The sequence below is a fragment of the Streptomyces pilosus genome, assembly GCF_014649835.1.
GTDB classification, from domain to species: domain Bacteria; phylum Actinomycetota; class Actinomycetes; order Streptomycetales; family Streptomycetaceae; genus Streptomyces; species Streptomyces pilosus.
This window is the reverse complement of the sequence record NZ_BMTU01000012.1, coordinates 102,284-123,248: the sequence shown is the minus strand read 5'-3', so window position 1 is coordinate 123,248 and position 20,965 is coordinate 102,284. Positions and strand designations below refer to the sequence as shown.

22 protein-coding genes and 1 tRNA gene are annotated in these 20,965 nt (G+C 72.9%); 11 read left to right on the top strand and 12 right to left on the bottom strand.

Features of this window, described 5'->3' with window-relative positions; all coding sequences use genetic code 11:
* Positions 1-3 precede the first annotated feature (3 nt).
* Positions 4-1,026, bottom strand: a complete 1,023-nt coding sequence (locus tag IE118_RS26040) for a phosphotransferase family protein (protein WP_189560479.1) — start codon at positions 1,024-1,026, stop codon at positions 4-6.
* Positions 1,027-1,223: 197 nt separating this feature from the next.
* Between IE118_RS26040 and IE118_RS26035 the strand changes: the two genes are divergently transcribed.
* Positions 1,224-2,153, top strand: a complete 930-nt coding sequence (locus IE118_RS26035) for an NADP-dependent oxidoreductase (RefSeq protein WP_189560478.1) — start codon at positions 1,224-1,226, stop codon at positions 2,151-2,153.
* Positions 2,154-2,211: 58 nt separating this feature from the next.
* Here IE118_RS26035 and IE118_RS26030 read toward each other — a convergent pair whose 3' ends face one another.
* The 3 genes from IE118_RS26030 to IE118_RS26020 form a co-directional block, all read right to left on the bottom strand.
* Positions 2,212-2,547 (bottom strand): DUF202 domain-containing protein, encoded by a 336-nt coding sequence (locus IE118_RS26030; RefSeq protein ID WP_189560477.1) that lies wholly within the window; start codon positions 2,545-2,547, stop codon positions 2,212-2,214.
* The gene (locus IE118_RS26025; RefSeq protein ID WP_189560476.1) at positions 2,544-2,936 is read right to left on the bottom strand and encodes a YidH family protein; all 393 of its coding nucleotides are present in this window, start codon (positions 2,934-2,936) and stop codon (positions 2,544-2,546) included. Before IE118_RS26025 ends, IE118_RS26030 begins: the two co-directional genes overlap by 4 nt.
* Positions 2,937-3,025: 89 nt before the next feature.
* Positions 3,026-3,556, bottom strand: a complete 531-nt coding sequence (locus IE118_RS26020) for an NUDIX domain-containing protein (RefSeq protein WP_189560475.1) — start codon at positions 3,554-3,556, stop codon at positions 3,026-3,028.
* A gap of 300 nt (positions 3,557-3,856) precedes the next feature.
* On the opposite strand from IE118_RS26020, the gene IE118_RS26015 reads away from it, so the two are divergent.
* Both IE118_RS26015 and IE118_RS26010 read left to right on the top strand, forming a co-directional pair.
* Positions 3,857-4,807 (top strand): hypothetical protein, encoded by a 951-nt coding sequence (locus tag IE118_RS26015; RefSeq protein ID WP_189560474.1) that lies wholly within the window; start codon positions 3,857-3,859, stop codon positions 4,805-4,807.
* Between the two features lie 65 nt (positions 4,808-4,872).
* On the top strand, positions 4,873-6,414 hold the full coding sequence (locus IE118_RS26010) for an APC family permease (RefSeq protein WP_189560473.1): 1,542 nt from the start codon (positions 4,873-4,875) through the stop codon (positions 6,412-6,414).
* Positions 6,415-6,518: 104 nt separating this feature from the next.
* On the opposite strand, the gene IE118_RS26005 is transcribed toward IE118_RS26010, so the two are convergent.
* Complete coding sequence (locus IE118_RS26005; RefSeq protein ID WP_189560472.1) at positions 6,519-7,916, bottom strand: GntP family permease; 1,398 nt, start codon at positions 7,914-7,916, stop codon at positions 6,519-6,521.
* A 74-nt stretch (positions 7,917-7,990) separates the two neighbouring features.
* On the bottom strand, positions 7,991-8,497 hold the full coding sequence (locus IE118_RS26000; protein WP_189560471.1) for a gluconokinase: 507 nt from the start codon (positions 8,495-8,497) through the stop codon (positions 7,991-7,993).
* Positions 8,498-8,634: 137 nt separating this feature from the next.
* Here IE118_RS26000 and IE118_RS25995 point away from each other — a divergent pair, with 137 nt between their 5' ends.
* The gene (locus IE118_RS25995; RefSeq protein WP_189560470.1) at positions 8,635-9,336 is read left to right on the top strand and encodes a FadR/GntR family transcriptional regulator; all 702 of its coding nucleotides are present in this window, start codon (positions 8,635-8,637) and stop codon (positions 9,334-9,336) included.
* Here IE118_RS25995 and IE118_RS25990 read toward each other — a convergent pair.
* Both IE118_RS25990 and IE118_RS25985 read right to left on the bottom strand, forming a co-directional pair.
* Positions 9,333-9,704 (bottom strand): YchJ family protein, encoded by a 372-nt coding sequence (locus tag IE118_RS25990; protein ID WP_189560469.1) that lies wholly within the window; start codon positions 9,702-9,704, stop codon positions 9,333-9,335. The two genes, IE118_RS25995 and IE118_RS25990, sit on opposite strands and share 4 nt — an antisense overlap.
* Positions 9,705-9,769: 65 nt before the next feature.
* Positions 9,770-9,854: transfer RNA gene (locus IE118_RS25985), tRNA-Leu, on the bottom strand.
* A gap of 200 nt (positions 9,855-10,054) precedes the next feature.
* Here IE118_RS25985 and IE118_RS25980 point away from each other — a divergent pair.
* From IE118_RS25980 to IE118_RS34635, 3 genes are all read left to right on the top strand, one after another.
* Positions 10,055-11,380, top strand: a complete 1,326-nt coding sequence (locus IE118_RS25980; RefSeq protein ID WP_189560468.1) for a M20/M25/M40 family metallo-hydrolase — start codon at positions 10,055-10,057, stop codon at positions 11,378-11,380.
* Positions 11,381-11,532: 152 nt separating this feature from the next.
* On the top strand, positions 11,533-11,766 hold the full coding sequence (gene chpH / locus IE118_RS25975; protein ID WP_189560467.1) for a chaplin ChpH: 234 nt from the start codon (positions 11,533-11,535) through the stop codon (positions 11,764-11,766).
* Between the two features lie 164 nt (positions 11,767-11,930).
* A complete protein-coding gene (locus IE118_RS34635; RefSeq protein WP_189560466.1) occupies positions 11,931-12,656 on the top strand; it encodes a chaplin in 726 nt (241 codons plus the stop codon).
* A gap of 74 nt (positions 12,657-12,730) precedes the next feature.
* Here the strand turns inward: IE118_RS34635 and IE118_RS25965 are convergent, their stop codons facing one another.
* Positions 12,731-12,919 carry a DUF5703 family protein gene (locus IE118_RS25965; protein WP_004933366.1) on the bottom strand — a complete coding sequence of 63 codons (189 nt, stop codon included), beginning with the start codon at positions 12,917-12,919 and terminating at the stop codon, positions 12,731-12,733.
* Positions 12,920-12,966: 47 nt separating this feature from the next.
* On the opposite strand from IE118_RS25965, the gene IE118_RS25960 reads away from it, so the two are divergent.
* Complete coding sequence (locus IE118_RS25960; protein WP_189560465.1) at positions 12,967-13,659, top strand: hypothetical protein; 693 nt, start codon at positions 12,967-12,969, stop codon at positions 13,657-13,659.
* Between the two features lie 64 nt (positions 13,660-13,723).
* Here the strand turns inward: IE118_RS25960 and IE118_RS25955 are convergent, their stop codons facing one another.
* Positions 13,724-15,766, bottom strand: coding sequence for an ATP-dependent DNA helicase (locus tag IE118_RS25955; RefSeq protein ID WP_189560464.1), 2,043 nt, complete (start codon positions 15,764-15,766; stop codon positions 13,724-13,726).
* Positions 15,763-16,749, bottom strand: a complete 987-nt coding sequence (locus IE118_RS25950) for an aldo/keto reductase (protein ID WP_189560463.1) — start codon at positions 16,747-16,749, stop codon at positions 15,763-15,765. The genes IE118_RS25955 and IE118_RS25950 overlap by 4 nt, the downstream gene beginning before the upstream one ends.
* A 297-nt stretch (positions 16,750-17,046) precedes the next feature.
* Here IE118_RS25950 and IE118_RS25945 point away from each other — a divergent pair, with 297 nt between their 5' ends.
* The gene (locus IE118_RS25945; protein ID WP_189560462.1) at positions 17,047-18,102 is read left to right on the top strand and encodes an LLM class F420-dependent oxidoreductase; all 1,056 of its coding nucleotides are present in this window, start codon (positions 17,047-17,049) and stop codon (positions 18,100-18,102) included.
* A gap of 217 nt (positions 18,103-18,319) precedes the next feature.
* Positions 18,320-19,108 carry a ferritin-like domain-containing protein gene (locus IE118_RS25940; RefSeq protein WP_189560461.1) on the top strand — a complete coding sequence of 263 codons (789 nt, stop codon included), beginning with the start codon at positions 18,320-18,322 and terminating at the stop codon, positions 19,106-19,108.
* 44 nt (positions 19,109-19,152) lie between these two features.
* Here the strand turns inward: IE118_RS25940 and IE118_RS25935 are convergent, their stop codons facing one another.
* Entirely contained in the window at positions 19,153-20,148 is a 996-nt protein-coding gene (locus tag IE118_RS25935) for a magnesium and cobalt transport protein CorA (protein ID WP_189560460.1), read from the bottom strand.
* A gap of 84 nt (positions 20,149-20,232) precedes the next feature.
* Here IE118_RS25935 and IE118_RS25930 point away from each other — a divergent pair, with 84 nt between their 5' ends.
* Positions 20,233-20,919 (top strand): histidine phosphatase family protein, encoded by a 687-nt coding sequence (locus IE118_RS25930; protein ID WP_189560459.1) that lies wholly within the window; start codon positions 20,233-20,235, stop codon positions 20,917-20,919.
* Positions 20,920-20,965: the final 46 nt, after the last annotated feature.

Genomic DNA, 20,965 nt, shown 5'->3' with positions numbered 1-20,965 from the left:
GGATCAGCCTTCCTGAAGAGTGGTCAGACCGTGCTCGATGAAGACCGGCACCAGGTCGCCGATGCGGTCGAAACCGCGCCCGACCGTCTGGCCCAGCGTGTAGCGGTAGTGGATGCCCTCGAGGATCACGGCGAGCTTGAACCAGGCGAACGCCGTGTACCAGGACACCGCGGAGACGTCGCGTCCCGACCGCGCGGCGTACCGCTCGATCAGTTCGCCCGGGGTGGGGTGCCCCGGGGCCTCGGCGGTGGTGGAGACGGGGGAGTCCGGCATGCCCAGCGGGCTGCTGTACATCACCAGCAGTCCGAGGTCGGTCAGCGGATCGCCGAGGGTGGACATCTCCCAGTCGAGGACGGCCTTGATCCGGTCGTCCTCGCCGATCAGCGCGTTGTCCAGGCGGTAGTCGCCGTGCACCACGGTCGGCGCGGGAGAACCGGGCAGCTCGCGTCCGAGCGCGGCGTGCAGCTCGTCGATCCCGGCCAGCTCCCGGTTGCGGGAGGCGTCCAGCTGCTTGCCCCAGCGCCGCAACTGCCGGTCCAGGAAGCCCTCGGGGCGGCCGAAGTCGGCCAGTCCCACCTCGCCGGGGTCCACGGCGTGCAGCTCGACGAGCGTGTCCACCAGGTTCAGCACGGTGTCCCGGGTGCGCCCGGCTCCCAGCGGGGCGAGCTGCCCGGCCGTGCGGTACGGGGTGCCCTCGACGAACTCCATCACGTAGAAGGGCGCCCCGAGCACCTCCTCGTCCTCGCACAGCAGCACCGGACGGGGCACGGGTACGGCGGTCGGGTGCAGCGCGCTGATCACCCGGTGCTCGCGCTTCATGTCGTGGGCGGTGGCCAGGACATGACCCAGCGGAGGACGGCGTACGACCCACCTCCGGTGACCGTCCGAGACCGCGTACGTGAGGTTCGACCTGCCGCCCTCGATCAGCCGGCCGGAGAGCGGGCCGTTCACCAGGCCGGGCCGCTCCCGTTCGAGCAGGCCGCGCAGCCGGTCGAGATCGAGTCCGGGCGGGTGGTCGGGGCTCATCGTCGCTCCTCCGGGCGGGAAACAGTATCCGCCCATGATGCCGACCGGTCGGTATGTCGTCCAGAGCGGCGACGAAACGTGACCGGGCCCACGATAGGCGTTCACGGCACGCACCGGGCGTCCCGCGCGCCACGCGAATGGCGCATATCGCGCGGTACGGCTTGCACGGCCCGGTCCGACCCCGGAGGGTCGGACCCATGAAGGCGATCAGCTACGCACGGTACGGCGGCCCCGAGGTGCTCGAACTCGGCGAGGTCGACGATCCCAAGGTAGGTCCCGACGCGGTCCTGGTGAAGGTGCGGGCGGCGGCCGTCAACCCGGTCGACTGGAAGTGCCGCGAGGGCTACCTCGACGCCGTCCTCCCGGCCGTCTTCCCGGTGGTCCCGGGCTGGGACGTCTCGGGCGTGGTGGTCCAGCCGGGCCCGGCCGTGCCGGAGTTCTCCGTCGGCGACGAGGTGATCGGATACGTGCGCGCCGACGTCCTCTCCGGGGGCACCTTCGCCGAGTACGTGGCCGCCCCGGTGCGCACCCTCGCGCGCAAGCCGGGGAGCATGTCCTTCGAGGAGGCGGCCGGCCTCCCCCTGGCGGGCCTGACGGCCCTGCAGATGCTGGACCGCGTCCTCGGGGTGAAGCGGGGCGAGACGGTTCTGGTGCACGCCGCGGCGGGCGGGGTCGGGTCCATCGCCGTCCAGCTCGCCGTCCACCTCGGCGCCCGCGTCGTCGGCACGGCGAGCGAACGCAACCACGACTTCGTCCGCGGACTCGGCGGGGAGCCGGTGAGCTACGGCGAGGGCCTGGCGGAGCGGGTGCGGGAACTGGCCCCCGGCGGCGTGGACGCGGTGTTCGACTCGGTGGGCGGGGAGGCCCTGCGGGCGTCCGTCAACCTCCTCGCTCCCGAGGGCCGCATGGCCTCGATCGCGGACCCGGAGGTGGTGAGCCTCGGCGGCCGGTACTGGTTCGTCCGCCCCGACCCCCAGGACCTCCAGCACCTGTCCGACCTGGCGGACCAGGGCGTGGTCACCATCCATGTCTCGGAGACCTTCCCCCTGGAGCGCGCGGCGGACGCCCACCGCCTGAACCAGGAGGGCCGCACCCGCGGCAAGATCGTGGTCAGGGTGAGCGAATAGTCCGTCCGGGGGAGAGGCGGCGGGGGCGGCCACCCGCCGGGCCCTCCGCCCGCCCCCCTCACCCCGCCCCGACCAGCACCGCCCCGCACAGCGCCAGGGCCACCGTGCAGATCACCGCCCCCACCGCGTACGGCATCGCCGGCGCCCCCGGCGCACTCACCGCCGCCAGCCCCCGGATCCGCCGGTGGGCGATCCACAGGAACCCGAGCCACCAGGCGCAGCACAGCGCGCACGCGACCACCCCGGCCGCCGGCATGCCGTCCGCCGACGCCGCCCGCAGGGCCAGCGCGACCACCACCGTGCCCGACAGCGTCGTGCGCCGCCACGCCAGCCGCGTCCGCTCGGGCTGCAGCCCGGGATCCCTCCCGGCCCCCGGGGCGACCGCCCCGCTCACCCCTCCCACCCGAACAGCACCACCACGACCATCGCCACGGCGACCACCGCCACCACCGCGCTCAGCAGCGCAGGGAACCGCGACACCGGCAGGTCCTCGCCCCGCCGCATCGCCCGCTCGCACCGCACCCAGTGACTGACCGCCCGCAGCGCGCACAACGCGCCCGCGGCGAGCAGGGCGAGCGCGAGCCCGACCCGCCACCCCCACCGCAGGTCCGGCAGGAACTGATCCACGGCGAACCCGCCGCCGATCAGTGCGAGCGCGGTGCGCAACCAGGCGAGGAACGTCCGCTCGTTCGCCAGCGAGAACCGGTAGTCGGGCGTCGTTCCCTCCTGCCGTACCTCCGCCGGCGCGAACCACAGCCGGACGTTCCGCGCGAAATCGATCACACCCGAAACCCTACCGATCGCCCGGCCCGTCCGGCCCGTCCGGCCCGTCCGGCCCGTCCGGCCCGTCCGGCCCTACCGACCGTGCGGCCCTACCGACCCGCCGGCCCGTCCGCCCGCCACCGCCTGAGCCGCTCGTACGCCTCCAGCCCGTCCGGCACCCACTCCCACCCGCCGGGGCACAGCCGCCGCTCCACCTCGTCCTCCGGGAGGAAGGCGTGCCAGGCCACCTCCTCCGCCTGCGGCCGCACCGGCAGCTCGCAACGCACCTCGTACACCGCCGACCACCAGGTCCGCCCCGCCCCGTCGTCGTACAGGAACTTGAACAGGTACGCGGGGCGCGGCAGTCCGCTCACCCCCAGCTCCTCCCCGGCCTCCCTCAGCGCCGCCTCGTCGTAGCCCTCGCCCGCGCCGACCACCCCGCCGACGAACATGTCGTACAGCGAGGGGAAAACCGCTTTGGTGGCCGTGCGGCGGTGGACGAAGAGCCTTCCCCCGGCGTCCCGGGCCAGGACGAAGACGCAGCGGTGGCGCAGCCCCCGCGCGTAGGCCTCACCGCGCGGTGACCGCCCGACCACCCGGTCGTCCGCGTCGACGATGTCGATGATCTCCTCAGCACTCATCGGGCCATCCAAGCAGCGCGCCGACCGTCGGCCGGCGGCGCGGCCGGGGCATCCGGCGATCCGCGGCCGGCGGCGGCGCCGCACCCCGTGCCCACCGCGACCGCCTCCCGGGAAGTAACACAAGTTGCCTCTTCGTGACCGGAGTTGACGCGTGTAACACCTCGGACGCCCTTGACGTGATCCGATGGCTGGCGGTTTGCTGTCCGTGATCAGCCCATGGCTGTCGGCAGCCGACCACTGCCGCACCCGACCACCCGCCATGGGCCGAGCCACAAGAAGAGCGCGTGAGGAAGTCCCGCGGTGCCCCCACCCCCGCCTCCCCTCGGCCGTGCCCGCAAACGCGCGGCGCAGGCTTTCGACGAAGCTCTCGACGACGCCGGACTCGCCGCCGCGCGGACGGCACTCGCGCAGGGCCGCTGGCAGACCACCCGCTCACTGCTCGGCCGGACGGGGGACGACTGGGACCGCCGGGGCCACCGGATCACGGTGCTGGCCCGCGAGCCGTACTGCGCCGCATGGGCCCGTGAATGGCTGCTCGCCGAGCCCGGCTCCGCCGACGCCACCCTGCTGCTCGCCCTCGCCGGGGTGCGGCGCGCGCTGCGGGGCAAGGAGAAGCCCGCCCGCGTCCGCGAGGACTGCCTCGCGGCCGCGGAGCTGCGGCCCGCCGACCCCACCCCGTGGCTCGGGCTGCTCCTGCTGGAGTGCGCCCGGGGCGCGGAAGGGGACGTCGTCCGGATCTTCGAGCAGGTCCGCACCCGGCACCCGGACCACCACCACGCCCACCACCTGATGGTCGGCTGGCTCGCGGAGCGTCGCGTGGAGGCCGGCCCCGACCCGCTGCACGAGGTGTACGACTTCGCCAACTGGGCCGCCGAGCAGGCACCCGCCGACTCACCGCTGGCGATCCTGCCGGTCATCGCGCACGCCGAGCGCTACCGCACCCTGGCCGCCGCCGGGCACGTGCCCGCCGACCCGGTCGCCTCCGGCCACTGGGTCGGCCGCCGCGCCCGCCAGGTGATGAAGGCCGCCTTCGACTGGTGGCTGGAGTGGGAGCACGAGGAGCATCCGCGCCGGCTGGTCGACCTGAACTTCCTCGCCCACGCCAAGGTGTGCGAGGGGCGGGGCGCCGAGGCCGCCGCCCTGTTCCACCGCATCGGCGACCACGCCGCACCGGCCCCCTGGTCCTACCCCGACCGCGACCCCCTGACCGCCTTCCGTACCGCCCGCGCCGCCGCACTGGGCAGGGGCTGACCCGGTTCCCGCCGCGACACCCCGCACCCGCCGACACCCACCACCGACCCGAGGACGGATCAGAGATGACGACGGACAGTTCGAGCAGGAACAGAGCCACGGCCGACGGCATCAGTACGTTCAAGGGGCAGGAGCGTGCGCTGCGCGCCGACCGCCTCGGCACCGGGGGGCTGCTGCTCTCCGTGCTGGCCGCGACCGCTCCCCTCATGGTGGTCGCTGGTGTCATGCCCACCACATTCGCGGTGATGGGCATCGTCGGCCAGCCGCTGCTCTTCGTGCTCCTCGGCGCCGTACTGGTCCTCTTCAGCCTCGGGTACGCGGAGATGAGCCGGCACGTCCACAACGCGGGCGCCTTCTACGCCTACATCTCCCGCGGACTCGGCGGAACCGCCGGCGCGGGAGCCGCCATGGTCGCGCTCGTCGCCTACAACGCCCTCCAGGTCGGCATCTACGGCATCTTCGGCTTCGAGGTCGCCGGCCTCTTCGCCACCTACGCCGACCTGGAGATCGCCTGGTGGATACCCTCGCTCGTGGCCGTCCTCGCCGTCGGCGCGCTGGGCTGGCTGAAGATCGACGTCAACGCCCGCGTCCTCGGCGTCCTGCTGGTCGTCGAGGTGCTGCTGGTCGTCGTCTTCGACATCGCCGCCGTCGCCGACCCCGGCGAGGAGGGCCTGTCGCTGCACGCCTTCAACCCGGACACGCTCACCGGCGCCGGCGTCGGCACCGCCCTGTGCTTCTGCATCGCGGCCTTCCTCGGCTTCGAACAGGCCCCCGTGTACGCGGAGGAGACCAGCAGGCCGCACGTGCTCGTGCCGCGCGTGATGTTCCTCGCCGTGACCGGGGTCGCGGTGTTCTTCGCCCTCAGCAGCTGGGCGCTGACCGTCGCCACCGGTCCGGCCGCGATCGTCGGCACCTCCCAGGAGCAGAGCGCCGGCCTGCTGTTCTTCCTCACCGAGGAACGGCTCGGCGGCACCTTCACCGACGTCCTGCACGTCCTCTTCGTGACCGGCATGTTCGCGGCGATGCTCAGCTTCCACAACGTCGTCGCCCGGTACGCCTTCGCCATGGGCCGCGAGGGCCTGCTGCCCGCCGCCTTCGGCCGCACCACCGGCACCAGCGGCGCCCCCGGCACCGGCTCGCTGCTGCAGACCGTCATCGCCGCCGTGCTGGTCCTCGTCTTCGCGCTGACCGACGACAAGCCCGCCGGCGACCCCACCGCCCCGGTCCTGCACCTGTTCACCTGGGGCGGCAACATCGGCGCGCTCGGCGTGATCGTGCTGATGGCCATCGCCTCCCTGTCCGTCGTCGTCTTCTTCGTCCGGCGCGGAGCGGCCGGCGCACAGGCCTGGCGCCTGGTCACCTCGGCCCTGGCGGGCATCGCCCTGACGGTGATCGCGGGCTACACCGTCAGGGACTTCGACGTCCTGGTCGGGGCCGGCCCCGGCTCGTCCCTGAGCTGGGTGCTGCCCGGTGTCATCGGGCTCGCCCTCGTCGTCGGCCTGGTGCAGGGAGCGCTCCTGCGCGCCCGTGCACCCGAGACCCACGCCCGCATCGGACTGGGCAACGAGGCCTTCCGGCTCGACCAGGAGGCCGGACGCACGCCCTAGTCCTCCGCCGTCCGGGCAGCGCGCCTCCCGGCACGACGAGCGGGCCCCCGCCCCTCATGAAGGAGGAGCGGGGGCCCGTACGCGGGGAGGGAGGCCGGGGCCGGCTAAATGATCAGCGACAGCAGCAGGACCAGAGCACCGGCGACCACCGAGATGATGGTCTCCATGATCGACCAGGTCTTGATCGTCTGGCCGACGTTCAGTCCGAAGTACTCCTTCACCAGCCAGAAACCGGCGTCGTTGACGTGGCTGAAGAACAGCGAACCCGCTCCGATGGCCAGCACAAGCAGGGCGGCGTGCGTGGTCGACATGTCGGCCGCCAGCGGCGCCACCAGACCGGCCGCCGAGACGGTCGCCACGGTCGCCGAACCGGTCGCCAGCCGGATCGCCACCGCGATCAGCCAGGCCAGCAGCAGCGCCGGGATGGACCAGTCCTCGGAGATGTCCAGGATCATCTGGCCCACACCGGTGTCGATCAGCGTCTGCTTGAAGCCACCGCCCGCGCCGACGATCAGCAGGATGCCGGCGATCGGCGCCAGGGACTTCTCCACCAGGGAGGAGATCCGCTCCCGGCTGAACCCGGCGGGCACGCCGAGCGTGAAGATGCCGACGAGGATCGCCGCCAGCAGGGCGATCAGCGGGGAGCCGACCACGTCGAACACCCGCTGCACCGAGTTCTCGGGATCGTCGACCACGATGTCCACCAGCGCCTTGGCCAGCATCAGCACGACCGGCAGCAGGATCGTGGCCAGCGTCGGGCCGAAGCCGGGACGCTTCTCCAGCTCCTCCGAGGGCCGCTGCGGGATCATCCGCTCGGGCGCCGGGACGTCCACCCAGCGGGCGGCGTACTTCGAGAACAGCGGACCGGCGATGACCACCGTCGGTATGGCGATCAGCACGCCCAGCGCCAGCGTCACACCGAGGTTGGCGCCGACCGCGTCGATCGCGACCAGCGGGCCGGGGTGCGGCGGCACCAGACCGTGCATCACGGACAGACCGGCGAGCGCCGGGATGCCGATGCGCATGAGGGAGTAGTTGCCGCGCTTGGCGACCATCAGCACCACCGGGATCAGCAGTACCACGCCGACCTCGAAGAACAGCGGCAGGCCGATGACCGAGGCGATCAGCACCATCGCCCACGGCATCGTGCGGCCGCTCGCCCGTTCGAGGATCGTGTCGACGATCTGGTCGGCGCCCCCGGAGTCGGCGAGCATCTTGCCGAGGATCGCGCCGAGCGCGATCAGCACGCCCACACCGGCGACGGTGGAGCCGAGCCCGGCACTGAAGCTGGTGATCACCTTGTCCAGGGGCGCCCCGGCGAAGGCGCCGAGCGCCAGTGAGCCGATGGTCAGGGACAGGAAGGCGTGCAGCTTGAACTTGGTGATGAGCAGGACGATGACGGCGATGCCCGCCAGGACGGCGATGCCCAGCTGAGCGTGTCCGGCCGAGGTGATCGCCTCGGGTGCGTCCGCTGCCAGCATCTCGACGCTGAGTCTGGTCACGGTGGTTCCCTTGCGTGTACGGGGGTGGGGAGGAGCCGGGGCCGGGGGCGCCCCGGAGGGTGGGGACCGGGAGGTCAGGGGAGGACGTCGAGGGCGGCGGCCGCCCGTTCGGTGATCTCCTCGGGGCTGCCCGTCACGTCCACGGCGACCCCGGACTCGTCCCGCTCCAGCGGCTGGAGCGTGGCGAACTGGGAGTCGAGCAGCGCCGTGGGCATGAAGTGTCCCTGCCGGTGCGACATCCGGTCCTCGACGAGCGCGCGGTCACCCGTGAGGTGGACGAAGACCACGCCGGGCGCGGCGGCCCGCAGCCGGTCGCGGTACGACCGCTTCAGTGCCGAGCAGCTGACCACCCCGCCCCGGCCCGCCCGCCCGTGCGCCCAGGCGCCGATGGCGTCCAGCCAGGGCCACCGGTCGTCGTCGGTGAGCGGGGTGCCGGCCGTCATCTTGTCGATGTTCGCCCGCGGGTGGAAGTCGTCGCCCTCGGCGTAGGGGACGCCGTACCGGGCGGCGAGCAAGGGACCGATGGTCGTCTTGCCGGTGCCCGCGACGCCCATGACCACGACGACATGGGGGGTCTTCATCGCTGCCTCGCTGTCTGCTGTCTCCGTCGACACGTGATGTCGACGCAACTGAAGCGCATTAGATACGACGAATTCAAGAGTGTGTGACATATAAGTCTGACTTTTTGCTCGGGTGATCCGCCCCGTACTCTGAGTGCATGAGCACCACGGGCCGAGGGCTGCACGGCCGGGTACTGGACACCCTCGGCCCCGAGATCACCGCAGGCGATCATCCGCCCGGCAGCGTGCTGCGCACCGACGAGCTCGCCCAGCGCTTCGACGTGTCGCGCTCCGTGATGCGCGAGGTGGTCCGCGTCCTGGAGTCCATGCACCTGGTGGAGTCCCGGCGCCGCGTCGGAGTGACGGTCCTGCCGGCCCACGAGTGGAACGTGTACGACCCCCAGGTCATCCGCTGGCGCCTGGCGGGCGCGGACCGCCCCCGGCAGCTGCGCTCCCTCACGGTCCTGCGCTCGGCGATCGAGCCGGTCGCGGCCGGTCTGGCCGCGCGCAACGCCACCGCCGAGCAGTGCGCCGAACTCACCGAGTGCGCGCTCGGCATGGTCGCCCACTCGCGCGGTCACCAGCTGGAGGGCTACCTCTTCCACGACATGGCGTTCCACCGCGTCGTCCTGGCCGCCTCCGGCAACGAGATGTTCGCGCGCCTCGGTGACGTGGTCGCCGAGGTCCTGGCCGGCCGCACCCACCACGACGTGATGTTCGAGGACCCCGACCCGGCCGCCGTCACCCTGCACGTCCAGCTCGCCGAGGCGGTCCGCGCCCGCGACGCCGCCCGCGCGGAACGGCTCACCCGCGAGATCACCGAGGGCGCCCTCCAGGAACTGGACATCCTCGCGCCCTAGTCCAGGAACTCCCCGTCGACGTACACCCACGCACCGCCGACCCGCTCGAACCGGCTGCGCTCGTGCAGGGAACCGCCCCGGTAGGAGGCCCGGAAGGTCACCGTCCCGGTTTCGTGGAACGCCGACCCGGCGCCGGTCTCCAGGATCTCCAGCCCCGTCCAGCGCGTCCCGGGATCGAAGTCGATCCGCTCAGGCCGCGTCCTCGGATGCCAGGTCCGCAGCAGGTAGGCGCCGTCCTGCCGGACGAACGCGCTGTACCGCGAGCGCATCAGCCGCTCGGCGGTGGGCGCGGCGGCGCCGGCGTGGAAGCGGCCGCAGCACGCCCCGTACGTCTCGGGCAGTCCGCAGGGACAGGAACGAGCGGTCATGGGCACCCTCCGCCGACAACGCCGTGAGGGTCGCGACCTCGCGGTCGCGACCCTCACGCTTCATGTGTCCGAGGGGGGACTTGAACCCCCACGCCCGATAAAGGGCACTAGCACCTCAAGCTAGCGCGTCTGCCATTCCGCCACCCGGACAAGGTGTCTGTCGCGCGGGTTTCCCCCCGCGGCGACGAAGTAAACATTACCAGGTGTTCCGGGGTGGCCGATCACCCCGTCCGGCCGCGTCGTCGTGTGAACGGCGGATGACGGGCCGGACCGGGTCTTGGGGCGCGCCCGCGGGGGAGAGAGGATGAGGGCGACCCACCAGCGCGAACACCAGCAGCGGGAGGAAGCACGTGAGCGAGACGGACACGGCCAGGAGCGTCACCGGTGAGGACGAGGTCGTGGACCTCTGCCGCGAGCTGATCCGGATCGACACCAGCAACTACGGCGACCACTCGGGACCCGGCGAGCGCAAGGCGGCCGAGTACGTCGCCGAGAAGCTCGCCGAGGTGGGCCTGGAACCGCGGATCTTCGAGTCGCACCCGGGGCGCGCCTCGACGGTGGCCAGGATCGAGGGCGAGGACCCGTCGCGGCCCGCGCTGCTCATCCACGGCCACACCGACGTCGTACCGGCCAACGCGGACGACTGGACCCACCACCCCTTCTCCGGCGAGATCGCCGACGGATGCGTGTGGGGACGCGGGGCCGTCGACATGAAGGACATGGACGCGATGACCCTCGCGGTCGTCCGTGACCGGCTGCGCAGCGGACGCAAGCCGCCCCGGGACATCGTGCTGGCGTTCCTCGCCGACGAGGAGGCGGGCGGCACGTACGGCGCCCGCCACCTGGTCGACCGCCACCCGGAGCTCTTCGAAGGTGTCACCGAGGCGATCAGCGAGGTGGGCGGCTTCTCGTTCACCGTCAGCGAGCAGCGCCGCCTGTATCTGATCCAGACGGCCGAGAAGGGCATGCACTGGATGAAGCTGAGCGTGGCCGGCACCGCCGGGCACGGGTCGATGATCCACCGCGACAACGCCATCACCGAACTGTCGGAGGCTGTCGCACGCCTCGGCCGGCACCGGTTCCCCGTCCGCGTCACGAAGACGACCCGGGCCTTCCTCGACGAGCTGGGTGACGCCCTCGGGACCGAGCTCGATCCGGAGAACATGGAGGGGACCCTCGCGAAGCTGGGCGGCATCGCCAAGCTCATCGGCGCGACGCTGAGCAACACCGCCAATCCCACCCAGCTGGGCGCGGGTTACAAGGTGAACGTCATCCCGGGTGAGGCGACCGCGCACGTGGACGGCCGCTTCCTGCCCGGACACGAGGAGGAGTTCCTCGCCGACCTCGACCGGATCCTCGGGCCGAAGGTGCGGCGCGAGGACGTCCACTCCGACAAGGCCGTCGAGACCACCTTCGACGGAGCCCTCGTGGACGCGATGCAGTCCGCGCTGGTGGCCGAGGACCCGGCCGCGAAGGCCATCCCGTACATGCTGTCCGGTGGGACGGACGCCAAGTCGTTCGACGACCTCGGCATCCGGGGCTTCGGCTTCGCGCCCCTCAAGCTGCCCCCGGAGCTGGACTTCGCGGGCATGTTCCACGGTGTCGACGAGCGGGTGCCGGTGGACGGCCTGAAGTTCGGTGTGCGGGTGCTCGACCGTTTCCTGGACGCCTCCTGAGGCGGCGGTCCGACGTGCCCAAGAATCGGGCAGGCGTGCGGAGTTGACCGGGAAGAGTGAATGCGACCATAAGCTCGTAGCCTCATTAGTTCCTCCTCGTTACCCGTGATGTGATCCGCGACTTTGGATCGCTTTGCCAACGAGGAGGAACAATGCTCAAGAAGGTCGTCGCCGTCGCCGCTGCCACCGGTGGTCTGGTTCTCGCGGGCGCGGGCATGGCCGCCGCCGACTCGGGTGCCCAGGGTGCCGCCGTGCACTCCCCGGGTGTCCTTTCCGGCAACGTCATCCAGGCCCCGATCCACATCCCGGTGAACGTGTGCGGCAACACGATCTCCGTGATCGGTCTGCTGAACCCCACCTTCGGCAACACCTGCGTCAACGCGTGACGTCGTGTCTCGCCCTCTAGGGCACGCCCACTGAGGGCTCGAGCCCGTCGGCCCCGGAGCGCGTGCCATGCGCTCCGGGGCCGACCGGTCCCGGAAACGTCGGAACACCGGGAATCCGGCCACCTCCGCTTCCCGGCACCAGGTCGAAGGCAGGAAATCATCACATGCGACAGGTCACCCGCAAGGGCTTGATGACCATGGCGGCCGCCACGGGCGTGCTCGCCGCCGCGGGCGGGGCCGCCCACGCCCACTCCGGGCCGACGGGCGCCGCCACCGGCTCGCCCGGCGTGCTGTCCGGCAACACGGTGCAGGCCCCGGTGCACGTGCCGGTCAACGTCTGCGGCAACACGGTCAACGTGGTCGGTGCCCTCAACCCGTCCGTGGGCAACTCCTGCGCCAACGAGGGCGGCGCCTCCGCCACGGGCGGCGGCCGCGGCGGCCCGGGCGGCCACGGCGGCTCCACCGCCGACGCGCAGACGAGCGACTCGCCCGGCGTGGGCTCCGGAAACCAGATCCAGGTCCCGGTGCACGTCCCGGTGAACGTCTGCGGCAACACCGTCGACGTCGTCGGCGCGGGCAACGCCGCCGCGGACAACGACTGCGCGAACGGCGACACCGGTCCCGGGACGCCGGAGCGGCCCGGCGACCCGGGCGACCCCGGCAGCCCCGAACGGCCGGACACCCCCGGCGACGAGCCGGACACCCCGGGCGACCGGACCCCGCCCGGCTCCCCGGACGGCAACCAGCCGGACACCCACTCCGGGACCCGGCCCGACGCGGAGCTGGCCAGGACCGGCAGCGAGCTGCCCCTGGGCCTCACCCTCCCGGTCGGCGCGGGCGCCCTGCTCGCCGGCGCGGTCCTCTACCGCAAGGCCCGCACCGCGGCGTGACACCGGACACACGGAGCGGGCCCCGCGATCACGGGGCCCGCTCCGTCGTGTGATTCCGGCCGGGAGCGGTGAGCTCACCAGGTGGCGCGCACCTGTCGGATGATCCGCCGCCGCAGCCGCACCCTGCGGCTGCCGTCACGCATCAGCGTCAGGCGGTACAACTCCCAGTGACCGTACTCGGCGTGGTCCGTCAGCAGACGTGCCGTCTCCTTGCGGGAGACCCCGCGCGGTACGTACACGTCGACAAATTCGTATTCCGGCATCGCATCTATTGTGCGGGCCGGGCCCCGGTACGGATAGCGTCTGCACTATGTCTGATGCTGCGCAGCCCACCGCTGCCGAGGTACGCGCCGCCGCCGAGGCGGTGAAGACCGCGCTCGACCGCCACCTGGCCGCGGTCGAAAGCCGGTCGGGGGATGAGGACCCGGCCGTCTACGAGGCGTTCAACCAGCTGGCCGCGGCCGCGGAGGCGTACGACGAACTGCTCTACGACCGCTACGACGAGGTCACGCCCTTCGAGATTCCCAGCGCCGGGGACGCTCCGCCGTACACCGGCCCCGAGGAGCCGAGCGCGGTCAGTGTGCTGATCCGCCGCGACTACGCCGTGGCGGAACCGCAGCGGCTGCGCGCGCACGCCCAGCGGATCGAGGCGGCGGACGACGAGGGGGCGGGAGCCTCCGGCACCGTCCACGGGGCTCTCGGCCTGCTGTTCGGCGAGTTCGAGCCGGACGAGATCGCCTCCCGGCACGCGGAGTTCGGCCTGGAGGAGGGCGACTCGACCCTCTGGGTGACCGCGTCGGACGAACCGGCGGAACCCGGTGAGTGGCTGGAGGCCCCGTTCGAGCAGGTGGACACGCAGCAGGTGGTCTGCCGCTTCGACGTCAGCGCCGTCTTCGACGACGACGAGGACCTGGACGACGACGGGGACGACGAGCTGGAGGAGATGCCGGCCCTGGTGCTCGACGAGGACGAGGACCTGGAACCCCTCGACGCTGACCGCTGACCGCTGCCGTGCGGCGGCGGACCCTACGGGTGCCGCCGCCGCACGGACGCGAATCCGGCCCGTCTCAGACGCCGGTGCCCGCCGGCACCTGCGGCGCCAGCAGCACCGGCAGCCGTGTCGTCCGCGGCTTCGCCGTCACCTCGGCCACCGCGCGCGGCAGCGCCTGTTCCACCCCGTGCACCACGGACAGGTGCCGTCCGGCCCGGCCGAACGCCGTGTACACCCAGGGGCGGCTCAGCGCCGGCACGGCGTCACCGGGCAGCACCACGACCACCGCGGGCCACCGGCAGCCGACCGCCTGGTGCGCGGTCAGCGCCCACCCGTGCCGCAGGGCCGACTCCACCCGCTCCCTCGGCACGACGACGTCCTCGCCCGCGCACTCCAGGTGCAGTCCCTCGCCGTCGGCCCTCACCACGCGGCCCGGCAGGGTGCGTCCGGGAGCGGGGGAGTAGGCCACGCGGTCGCCCGGGTCGAACCCGCCGAACCGCCCCGGCCCCGGATTCAGCCGCTCCTTCAGCGCTGCGTTCAGCACCCGCGTGCCCACCGCGCCCCCGTGCCCCGGGGTGATCACCTGGGTGTCCTCGGCCGGCACGCCGATGGCGCGCGGCACCGAGTCCACCACCAGCTGCACGGTCCGGTGCACGGCCTCTCCCGCGTCCCGCACCGGCACGATCACGACCTCCTTGCCGGGCGCCGCCACCTGGTTCAGCTCGCCGACGCCGATCCCGGAGACCAGCTCGCCGAGCGGCCCCGGGTCGGGCCGCCGGGAGGCGACCTGCGGGCACACCCGCGCCGCCAGCAGATCCGCGAACACCCGTCCGGGTCCCACCGACCACAGCACGCCGGGGTCACCGGAGAGCACCAGCCGCGCCCCGTCCGGCAGCGACTCCGTCAGCAGGGCGGCGGCCTCGACGTCCAGCTGCGGGGCGTCGAGCACCACCAGCAGGTCCACGTCCCAGGCGCCGTCGGCGTCCCGCCCGGGCCCCTCGGCCCCGGACAGCAGCCCGCCGACCGTCGCGACGCCGGGCCCTTCCACGAGCGCCGCGAGCCGCGCCCGGCCGAGCGGACCGTGCGCGGCGGCCCAGGCCCGCAGCCCCAGCGCGTGCGCCGCGTCCAGCAGGGCCGCGGGCTCCACCGACGAGGCCTCCCCGCCGGTGTGCAGCACCAGCCCGTGCCCGGCGACGGCCCGGATCAGCTCACCGGCGGACCCCTCCGCCGAGGCGGCCGCACGCTCCCACTCCTCACCGGCGCCGTTCCGCTCGGTCGCGGAGTTCATCAGCCGGGCCAGTCCGTCGGCGAGGCTCTCCTCGGCCATCGCGTACCGCTCCAGACCGACCAGCACCCGAACCGGCCGCTCGCCATCCTCCCCGGCTTCGCCGAGTGCGTCCTGGAAGACGAGGACGTCCCCCTCCGCGATGGCGTCCTGCACGGCTTCCTCGGGCTCGGCCACGCCCTGCCGCCCCAGGGCGTCGGCCAGCGCGGCCGGCTCCAGCACGGTGTGCCCGGCCGTCGCGGCCTGCTCCAGCAGCCACACGGCGACCGAACGGCCCCGCCGCCCGTCGCCCGGGTCCGCCCCGGTGTCGAGCAGCGCCCGGGCGAAGGCGTCGGCCTGTTCGGGCCGCACTCCGGCGATGCGCAGCAACTGCCACGGATCGGAGCGCAGCACCTCGGCGGCCCCCTCGCCCCACACGGCGGCGGCCTGCACGGCCAGCCCCTCCGGGGCGCCCCCCTGTGCCAGCACTCCTCGCACACCCTCCACGGCACCGGCCGCGGGAACGGCCGGAGCCACGGCCGGCGTCCGCCGCACCGGCTCGGGGGCGGGCCGCCGCGGGGCGGGCCGCTCCTCCTCGAACACGGTGGCGGCCGGCTTCCGACCGCTCTCCACGGCCCGCACGGCGGCCAACAGATCGGCCGCCGTACCGCTCAGCTTGCCCCCGGCCTCGACCGGCGCCTGCCGCTCCGCCTTGCGCCGCTCGATGCGCTCCCGCTCCAGCCGCTGCGCGGCCAGCTCGGCCTCGGCCTCGGACACCTGCGCACCCTCGGCGGGTGTGCCGTCCGCGCTCCCCGGCTCGGCGTCCTCCGGCGTCTCGGGCGGCTCGGTGCTCACAGCGTGCTCCAGTCGTGATCGGGATAGCGGTGCACGGGCGCCGACACGTCGTCCAGCGCCCGGCAGATCTCGTCAGGAAGACTAAGGGCCTCCACTGACAACGCCGCCGTGAGCTGCTGCGCGTTGCGCGCGCCGATGATGGGAGCGGCCACCCCCGGCCGGTCCCGGACCCAGGCGAGCGCCACCTGCAGCGCCGTCACGGCGAGCCCGTCCGCCGCCGTGGTCACGGCGTCCACGATGCGGCTCGCCGTGTCGTCCAGGTACGGCTCGACGAACGGCGCGAGGTGGTCCGAGGCGCCCCGGGAGTCCGCCGGGGTGGCGTCGCCCCGGTACTTGCCGCTGAGCACGCCCCGCCCCAGCGGTGAGGACGGCAGGAGCCCGATGCCGAGGTCGACGGCGGCGGGCAGGACTTCCCGCTCGACACCGCGCTGCAGCAGCGAGTACTCCATCTGCGTGCTCGCCAGCCGTGTCCGCGTGCCCGGCGCGGCCAGCTGCCAGGTCGCCGCCTTGGCGAGCTGCCAGCCGCAGAAGTTGGAGACACCGGCGTACCGCACCCGGCCGCTGCCGACCGCGATGTCGAGCGCCTGGAGCGTCTCGTCCAGCGGGGTTGCCGGGTCGTAGGCGTGGATGTGCCACACGTCGACGTAGTCGGTGCCCAGCCGGGCGAGCGAGGCGTCGAGTGCCGCGAGCAGGTGCCCCCGGGAGCCGTCGACGCGGCGCTCCGGGTCGGGCACGCTGCCGGCCTTCGTCGAGATGACCAGATCGCGGCGCGGTACGAGCCCGTCCATCAGCCGTCCGAGCAGGTACTCGGCCTCTCCGTCGCCGTACACGTCGGCGGTGTCGACGAGGGTGCCGCCGGCGTCCCAGAACGTCTTCAGCAGGTCCGCCGCGTCGTGCTCGTCGACGTCCCGGCCCCAGGTCAGCGTCCCGAGCCCGATCCGGGACACACGCAGGCCGGTACGGCCGAGATGCCTCTGCTCCATGGACGCCGAGATTACTGGCCGCGGACGCGGGCGTGGGCCCCTGTGGACGACCGTTTTCCCCGCGGCCCCGACCGGCCGCGGAGAGCGGGCGGACGGCGTGTGCGGCCGCCCGCCCCGGCTCCGCGCCACCCGCCCGCCGCGGGCGCCGCGCGCACCCCCACCGAAGGGAGAGCGGCGCCGCAGGCGTCCCGCTCACCGCGCCGCGGGCACCCTCGCCGCAGACACTGCCCGACCGCCGGAGGTATAGGGTCTGCGCACAAGCGACGTTACTCATCGGTACGGCAAGGGGAGTCGGTCATGCAGCTAGGGATCAACCTCGGCTACTGGGGCGCCGGAATGGACGCGGACAACCTCGCCGTGGCCCAGGAGGCCGACCGCCTCGGCTACGCGGTCTGCTGGGCCGCGGAGGCCTACGGCTCCGACGCCGCCACCGTCCTCACCTGGGTGGCCGCCCAGACCGAGCGCATCGACGTCGGCTCCGCCATCTTCCAGATCCCCGCCCGCCAGCCCGCCATGACGGCGATGACCGCGGCCACCCTCGACTCCCTCTCCGGCGGCCGTTTCCGCCTGGGCCTCGGCGTCTCGGGCCCCCAGGTCTCCGAGGGCTGGTACGGCGTCAAGTTCGACAAGCCCCTCGCCCGCACCCGCGAGTACGTCGAGATCGTCCGCAAGGCCATGACCCGCGAGCGCCTGTCGTACGAGGGCGAGCACTGGACCCTGCCCCTCCCGGGCGGCCCCGGCAAGCCCATCAAGCTCACCGTGCACCCCGAGCGCGAGCACATCCCCCTCTACATCGCCGCGATCGGCCCGAAGAACCTCGAGCAGACCGGCGAGATCGCCGACGGCGCCCTGCTGATCTTCCCCTCGGCCGACCACCTCGAGGACACCGCCGTCAGGCACCTGCGCGCCGGCCGCGAGAAGGCGGGCAAGACCCTCGACGGCTTCGACATCTGCCCCACCGTCCCCCTCGCCGTCGGCGACGACAAGGACGCCACCACCCTCGCCGACACCTTCCGTCCGTACACCGCGCTGTACGTCGGCGGCATGGGCAGCCGCAAGCAGAACTTCTACAACCAGCTCGCCCAGCGCATGGGCTACGAGCGGGAGGCCGCCGAGATCCAGGACAAGTACCTGTCCGGCGACAAGCAGGGCGCCGCCGCCGCGGTCCCGCACGACCTGATCGACCGGACGACCCTGCTCGGCTCGGTCGACCGCATCGCCGACCGCATGAAGGCCTACGCCGCCGCGGGGGTCACCACCCTCACCCTGGCGCCGGCCGGCTTCACGCTCGACGAGCGCCTCGCCTCCCTGCGCGCCGGCACCGAGGCCCTGGAGCGCGCGGGCCTGGCCTGACACGTCCGCGGCCGTGGCGGGGGCCCGGGGGCCACCCCGCCATGGCCGTCACCCCCGGCAACACCCCCGCACACCCGCGGTCACGCCCTCACGCGTACTCCTTTCGGCGCAGTTGTCCGGCCCGCCGGTTGCCGCACCCGCCTCCTCGCACTTGACTCCTTCTTTGCGGAACTGCGGCAGTGCAGCACCGCGAGAGCCCGCGGAGAGGTGGTCCACCATGCTGTCGGCACGGAGCCTGTTCCAGGAGATCCTCGACCACGACGAGTCGTTCGCACTGTTCTGCTCGATCGCCGCCAGCGGCGAGTCGCAGGGCGGCTGGGAGAACGCCCGCATCGCGGCGCTGGTCCCCGAGACCCAGCGCGACCTCGCTCCCAAGATCACCAGGCACGGCGCCGACGAGGACAAGCACGGCCGCATCTTCGACGCGCTGCTCAAGAAGCGCGGCCTCGACCCCGTCCCCGTGCCCCCGGACACCGACTACACGATGCTCCTGGAGCGGAACGGCATCGGCCTGGCCCACGACAAGCTCAGGCGCGACGAGCCGCTCACCGTGCAGGACATCGTGACCTACCTCGCGCACAGCAGGGTCACCGAACAGCGCGCCTCGGAGCAGATGGCACTGCTCCGCAAGCACTTCGCCGACCACCCGGACCTCGGCCGCGCGGTGAAGATGATCTCCAACGACGAGGACGACCACCTCGCCTACTGCCACGAGGAACTGCTGCGCTTCGCGTACGCCGGCCACGGACGGGCCATCCAGCGCACCCTGCGCGCGTGCGCGCTGGCGGAGATCCGCGTCTACCGGGACGTCAGCCTCGCCGTGATGGCCCACATGGGCCGCATCCTGAACTGGCCGAGACCCAAGGCGGCGCTCCTGGCGGCGGGCATCCACGCGGTCTACGCCTACGAACGCCTGGGGGGCTGGCGCCGCATGGTCTCCCTCCGCATGCCCGAGCGCCGGAACGCGCTGTCCGGCCCGGCGGCCCCCGAACCGGAAGCGGCCTGATCCATCCCCCGCCCCGCCCCGCGTCCGGCCCCGCCCCGCACGTCCTACATCCAGCCCCGCCGCTTGAACATCCGGTACAGCAGCACCTCCAGCATCCCCATCCCCGTGATGACCACCGGGTACGACCACTCCCACCGCAGCTCCGGCATGTGCTCGAAGTTCATCCCGTAGATCCCGGCGATCATCGTCGGGACCACGGCCATGGCCGCCCACGCGGAGATCTTCCGCATGTCGTCGTTCTGCTGCACGCCCACCTGCGCGAGATGCGCCGAGAGCACGTCCGAGACCAGCCGGTCCAGACCTTCCACGGACTCGTTGACCCGGGTGAGGTGATCGTGCACGTCACGGAAGAAGGGCCGCGCCCCGTCCTCCACGAACGGCACCTTCCCCCCGTACGTGCCGACTCCCGCGAGCCGGGCCATCGGCGGTGTCAGTGGCCCGGTGGCCCGGCGGAACTCCAGGATCTGCCGCTTGAAGTTGTAGATCCGGGACGCCGTGCCCCGCGAGTCGCCGGCATCGGGGGTGAAGACCTCGGTCTCCAGCTCCTCCAGGTCGGTCTGCAGCTCGGTCGCCACGTCGAGGTAGTGGTCGACCACGGCGTCGGCGACCGCGTAGAGCACGGACGTCGCCCCCTCGCCCAGCAGCTCGGCCTCCCGTTCGAGCCGGTCGCGCACGGCGTCCAGCGGGGCGCCCTCCCCGTGCCGCACGGTCACCGCGAACGAGTCCCCGAGGAAGATCATGATCTCGCCGGAGGAGACGGTGTCGGTCCGCGGCTCGTACGTGACGGGCTTGAGGACCACGAAGAGGGAGTCGTCGTAGACCTCCAGCTTGGGCCGCTGATGGGCCTTGAGGGCGTCCTCCACCGCCAGCGGGTGCAGCCCGAACTCCTGGGCCACCAGGTCGAACTCCTCCGCCGACGGCTCGTGCAGCCCGATCCAGACGAAACCCCCCGCCGACCGCGCCTCGTCCAGCGCGTCGGAGAAGTCGTGGGGCCCCGCCGACCGGCGTCCCTCCCGGTAGATGGCACAGTCGACGATCACGAAGCGCGTTCTCCTCTCTCCTCACGGACACGGCGCATCCCGCCTCACGGACACCGCGCACACCCGTACGCCTACCCTGGCCGCATGCCCACGTTGCTTCTGGTCCGGCACGGACGTTCCACCGCCAACACCGAGGGACTGCTCGCCGGGCGGACGCCCGGCGTGGCCCTCGACGACCGCGGGGCCGCCCAGGCCGCCGCACTGCCCGGACGGCTCGCCGAGCTGCCGCTGGCCGAGATCGTCACCAGCCCGCTCCGGCGCTGCCAGGAGACGGTCCGGCCGCTGCTCGACGCCCGTCCCGGTCTCACCGCGCACACCGACGAGCGTGTCAACGAGTGCGACTACGGCGACTGGACGGGCCGCAAGCTCGCCGACCTCAAGGACGAGCCCCTCATGGACGTCGTCCAGGCGCACCCCTCCGCGGCGGCGTTCCCCGGCGGGGAGTCCATGCGGGCGATGCAGACGCGCGCCGCCGAAGCGGTGCGCGAGTGGAACGCACGCGTGGAGCGTGATCACGGCCCCGACGCCGTCTACCTCATGTGCTCGCACGGCGACGTCATCAAGTCGCTCGTCGCGGAGGCACTCGGACTTCATCTCGACCTCTTCCAGCGCATTGCCGTCGAACCGTGTTCCATCACCGCGATCCGCTACACCCGGCTGCGTCCGTTCCTCGTCCGGCTCGGGGACACCGGTGACTTCGCGTCCCTCGCGCCGCGCGAGGAGGCGCCCGCCGACGACGCCACGGTCGGGGGCGACGCGGGCGCACCGTGATCGTCGGCCGCAGTAGGGTGAAGCGATCGCAGCAGTGCGGTCCGTC

Excerpts from the sequence above, each read along its gene's own strand:
- IE118_RS25940 (WP_189560461.1), top strand. The coding sequence starts at position 18,320 with ATGCTGTCGGCACGGAGCCTGTTCCAGGAGATCCTCGACCACGACGAG.
- IE118_RS25990 (WP_189560469.1), bottom strand. The coding sequence starts at position 9,704 with ATGACCGCTCGTTCCTGTCCCTGCGGACTGCCCGAGACGTACGGGGCG.
- IE118_RS25930 (WP_189560459.1), top strand. The coding sequence starts at position 20,233 with ATGCCCACGTTGCTTCTGGTCCGGCACGGACGTTCCACCGCCAACACC.
- IE118_RS25995 (WP_189560470.1), top strand. The coding sequence starts at position 8,635 with ATGAGCACCACGGGCCGAGGGCTGCACGGCCGGGTACTGGACACCCTC.
- IE118_RS25950 (WP_189560463.1), bottom strand. The coding sequence starts at position 16,749 with ATGGAGCAGAGGCATCTCGGCCGTACCGGCCTGCGTGTGTCCCGGATC.
- IE118_RS26035 (WP_189560478.1), top strand. The coding sequence starts at position 1,224 with ATGAAGGCGATCAGCTACGCACGGTACGGCGGCCCCGAGGTGCTCGAA.
- IE118_RS25945 (WP_189560462.1), top strand. The coding sequence starts at position 17,047 with ATGCAGCTAGGGATCAACCTCGGCTACTGGGGCGCCGGAATGGACGCG.
- IE118_RS26020 (WP_189560475.1), bottom strand. The coding sequence starts at position 3,556 with ATGAGTGCTGAGGAGATCATCGACATCGTCGACGCGGACGACCGGGTG.
- IE118_RS34635 (WP_189560466.1), top strand. The coding sequence starts at position 11,931 with ATGCGACAGGTCACCCGCAAGGGCTTGATGACCATGGCGGCCGCCACG.
- IE118_RS25965 (WP_004933366.1), bottom strand. The coding sequence starts at position 12,919 with ATGCCGGAATACGAATTTGTCGACGTGTACGTACCGCGCGGGGTCTCC.
- chpH (WP_189560467.1), top strand. The coding sequence starts at position 11,533 with ATGCTCAAGAAGGTCGTCGCCGTCGCCGCTGCCACCGGTGGTCTGGTT.
- IE118_RS26000 (WP_189560471.1), bottom strand. The coding sequence starts at position 8,497 with ATGAAGACCCCCCATGTCGTCGTGGTCATGGGCGTCGCGGGCACCGGC.
- IE118_RS26040 (WP_189560479.1), bottom strand. The coding sequence starts at position 1,026 with ATGAGCCCCGACCACCCGCCCGGACTCGATCTCGACCGGCTGCGCGGC.
- IE118_RS25960 (WP_189560465.1), top strand. The coding sequence starts at position 12,967 with ATGTCTGATGCTGCGCAGCCCACCGCTGCCGAGGTACGCGCCGCCGCC.
- IE118_RS26010 (WP_189560473.1), top strand. The coding sequence starts at position 4,873 with ATGACGACGGACAGTTCGAGCAGGAACAGAGCCACGGCCGACGGCATC.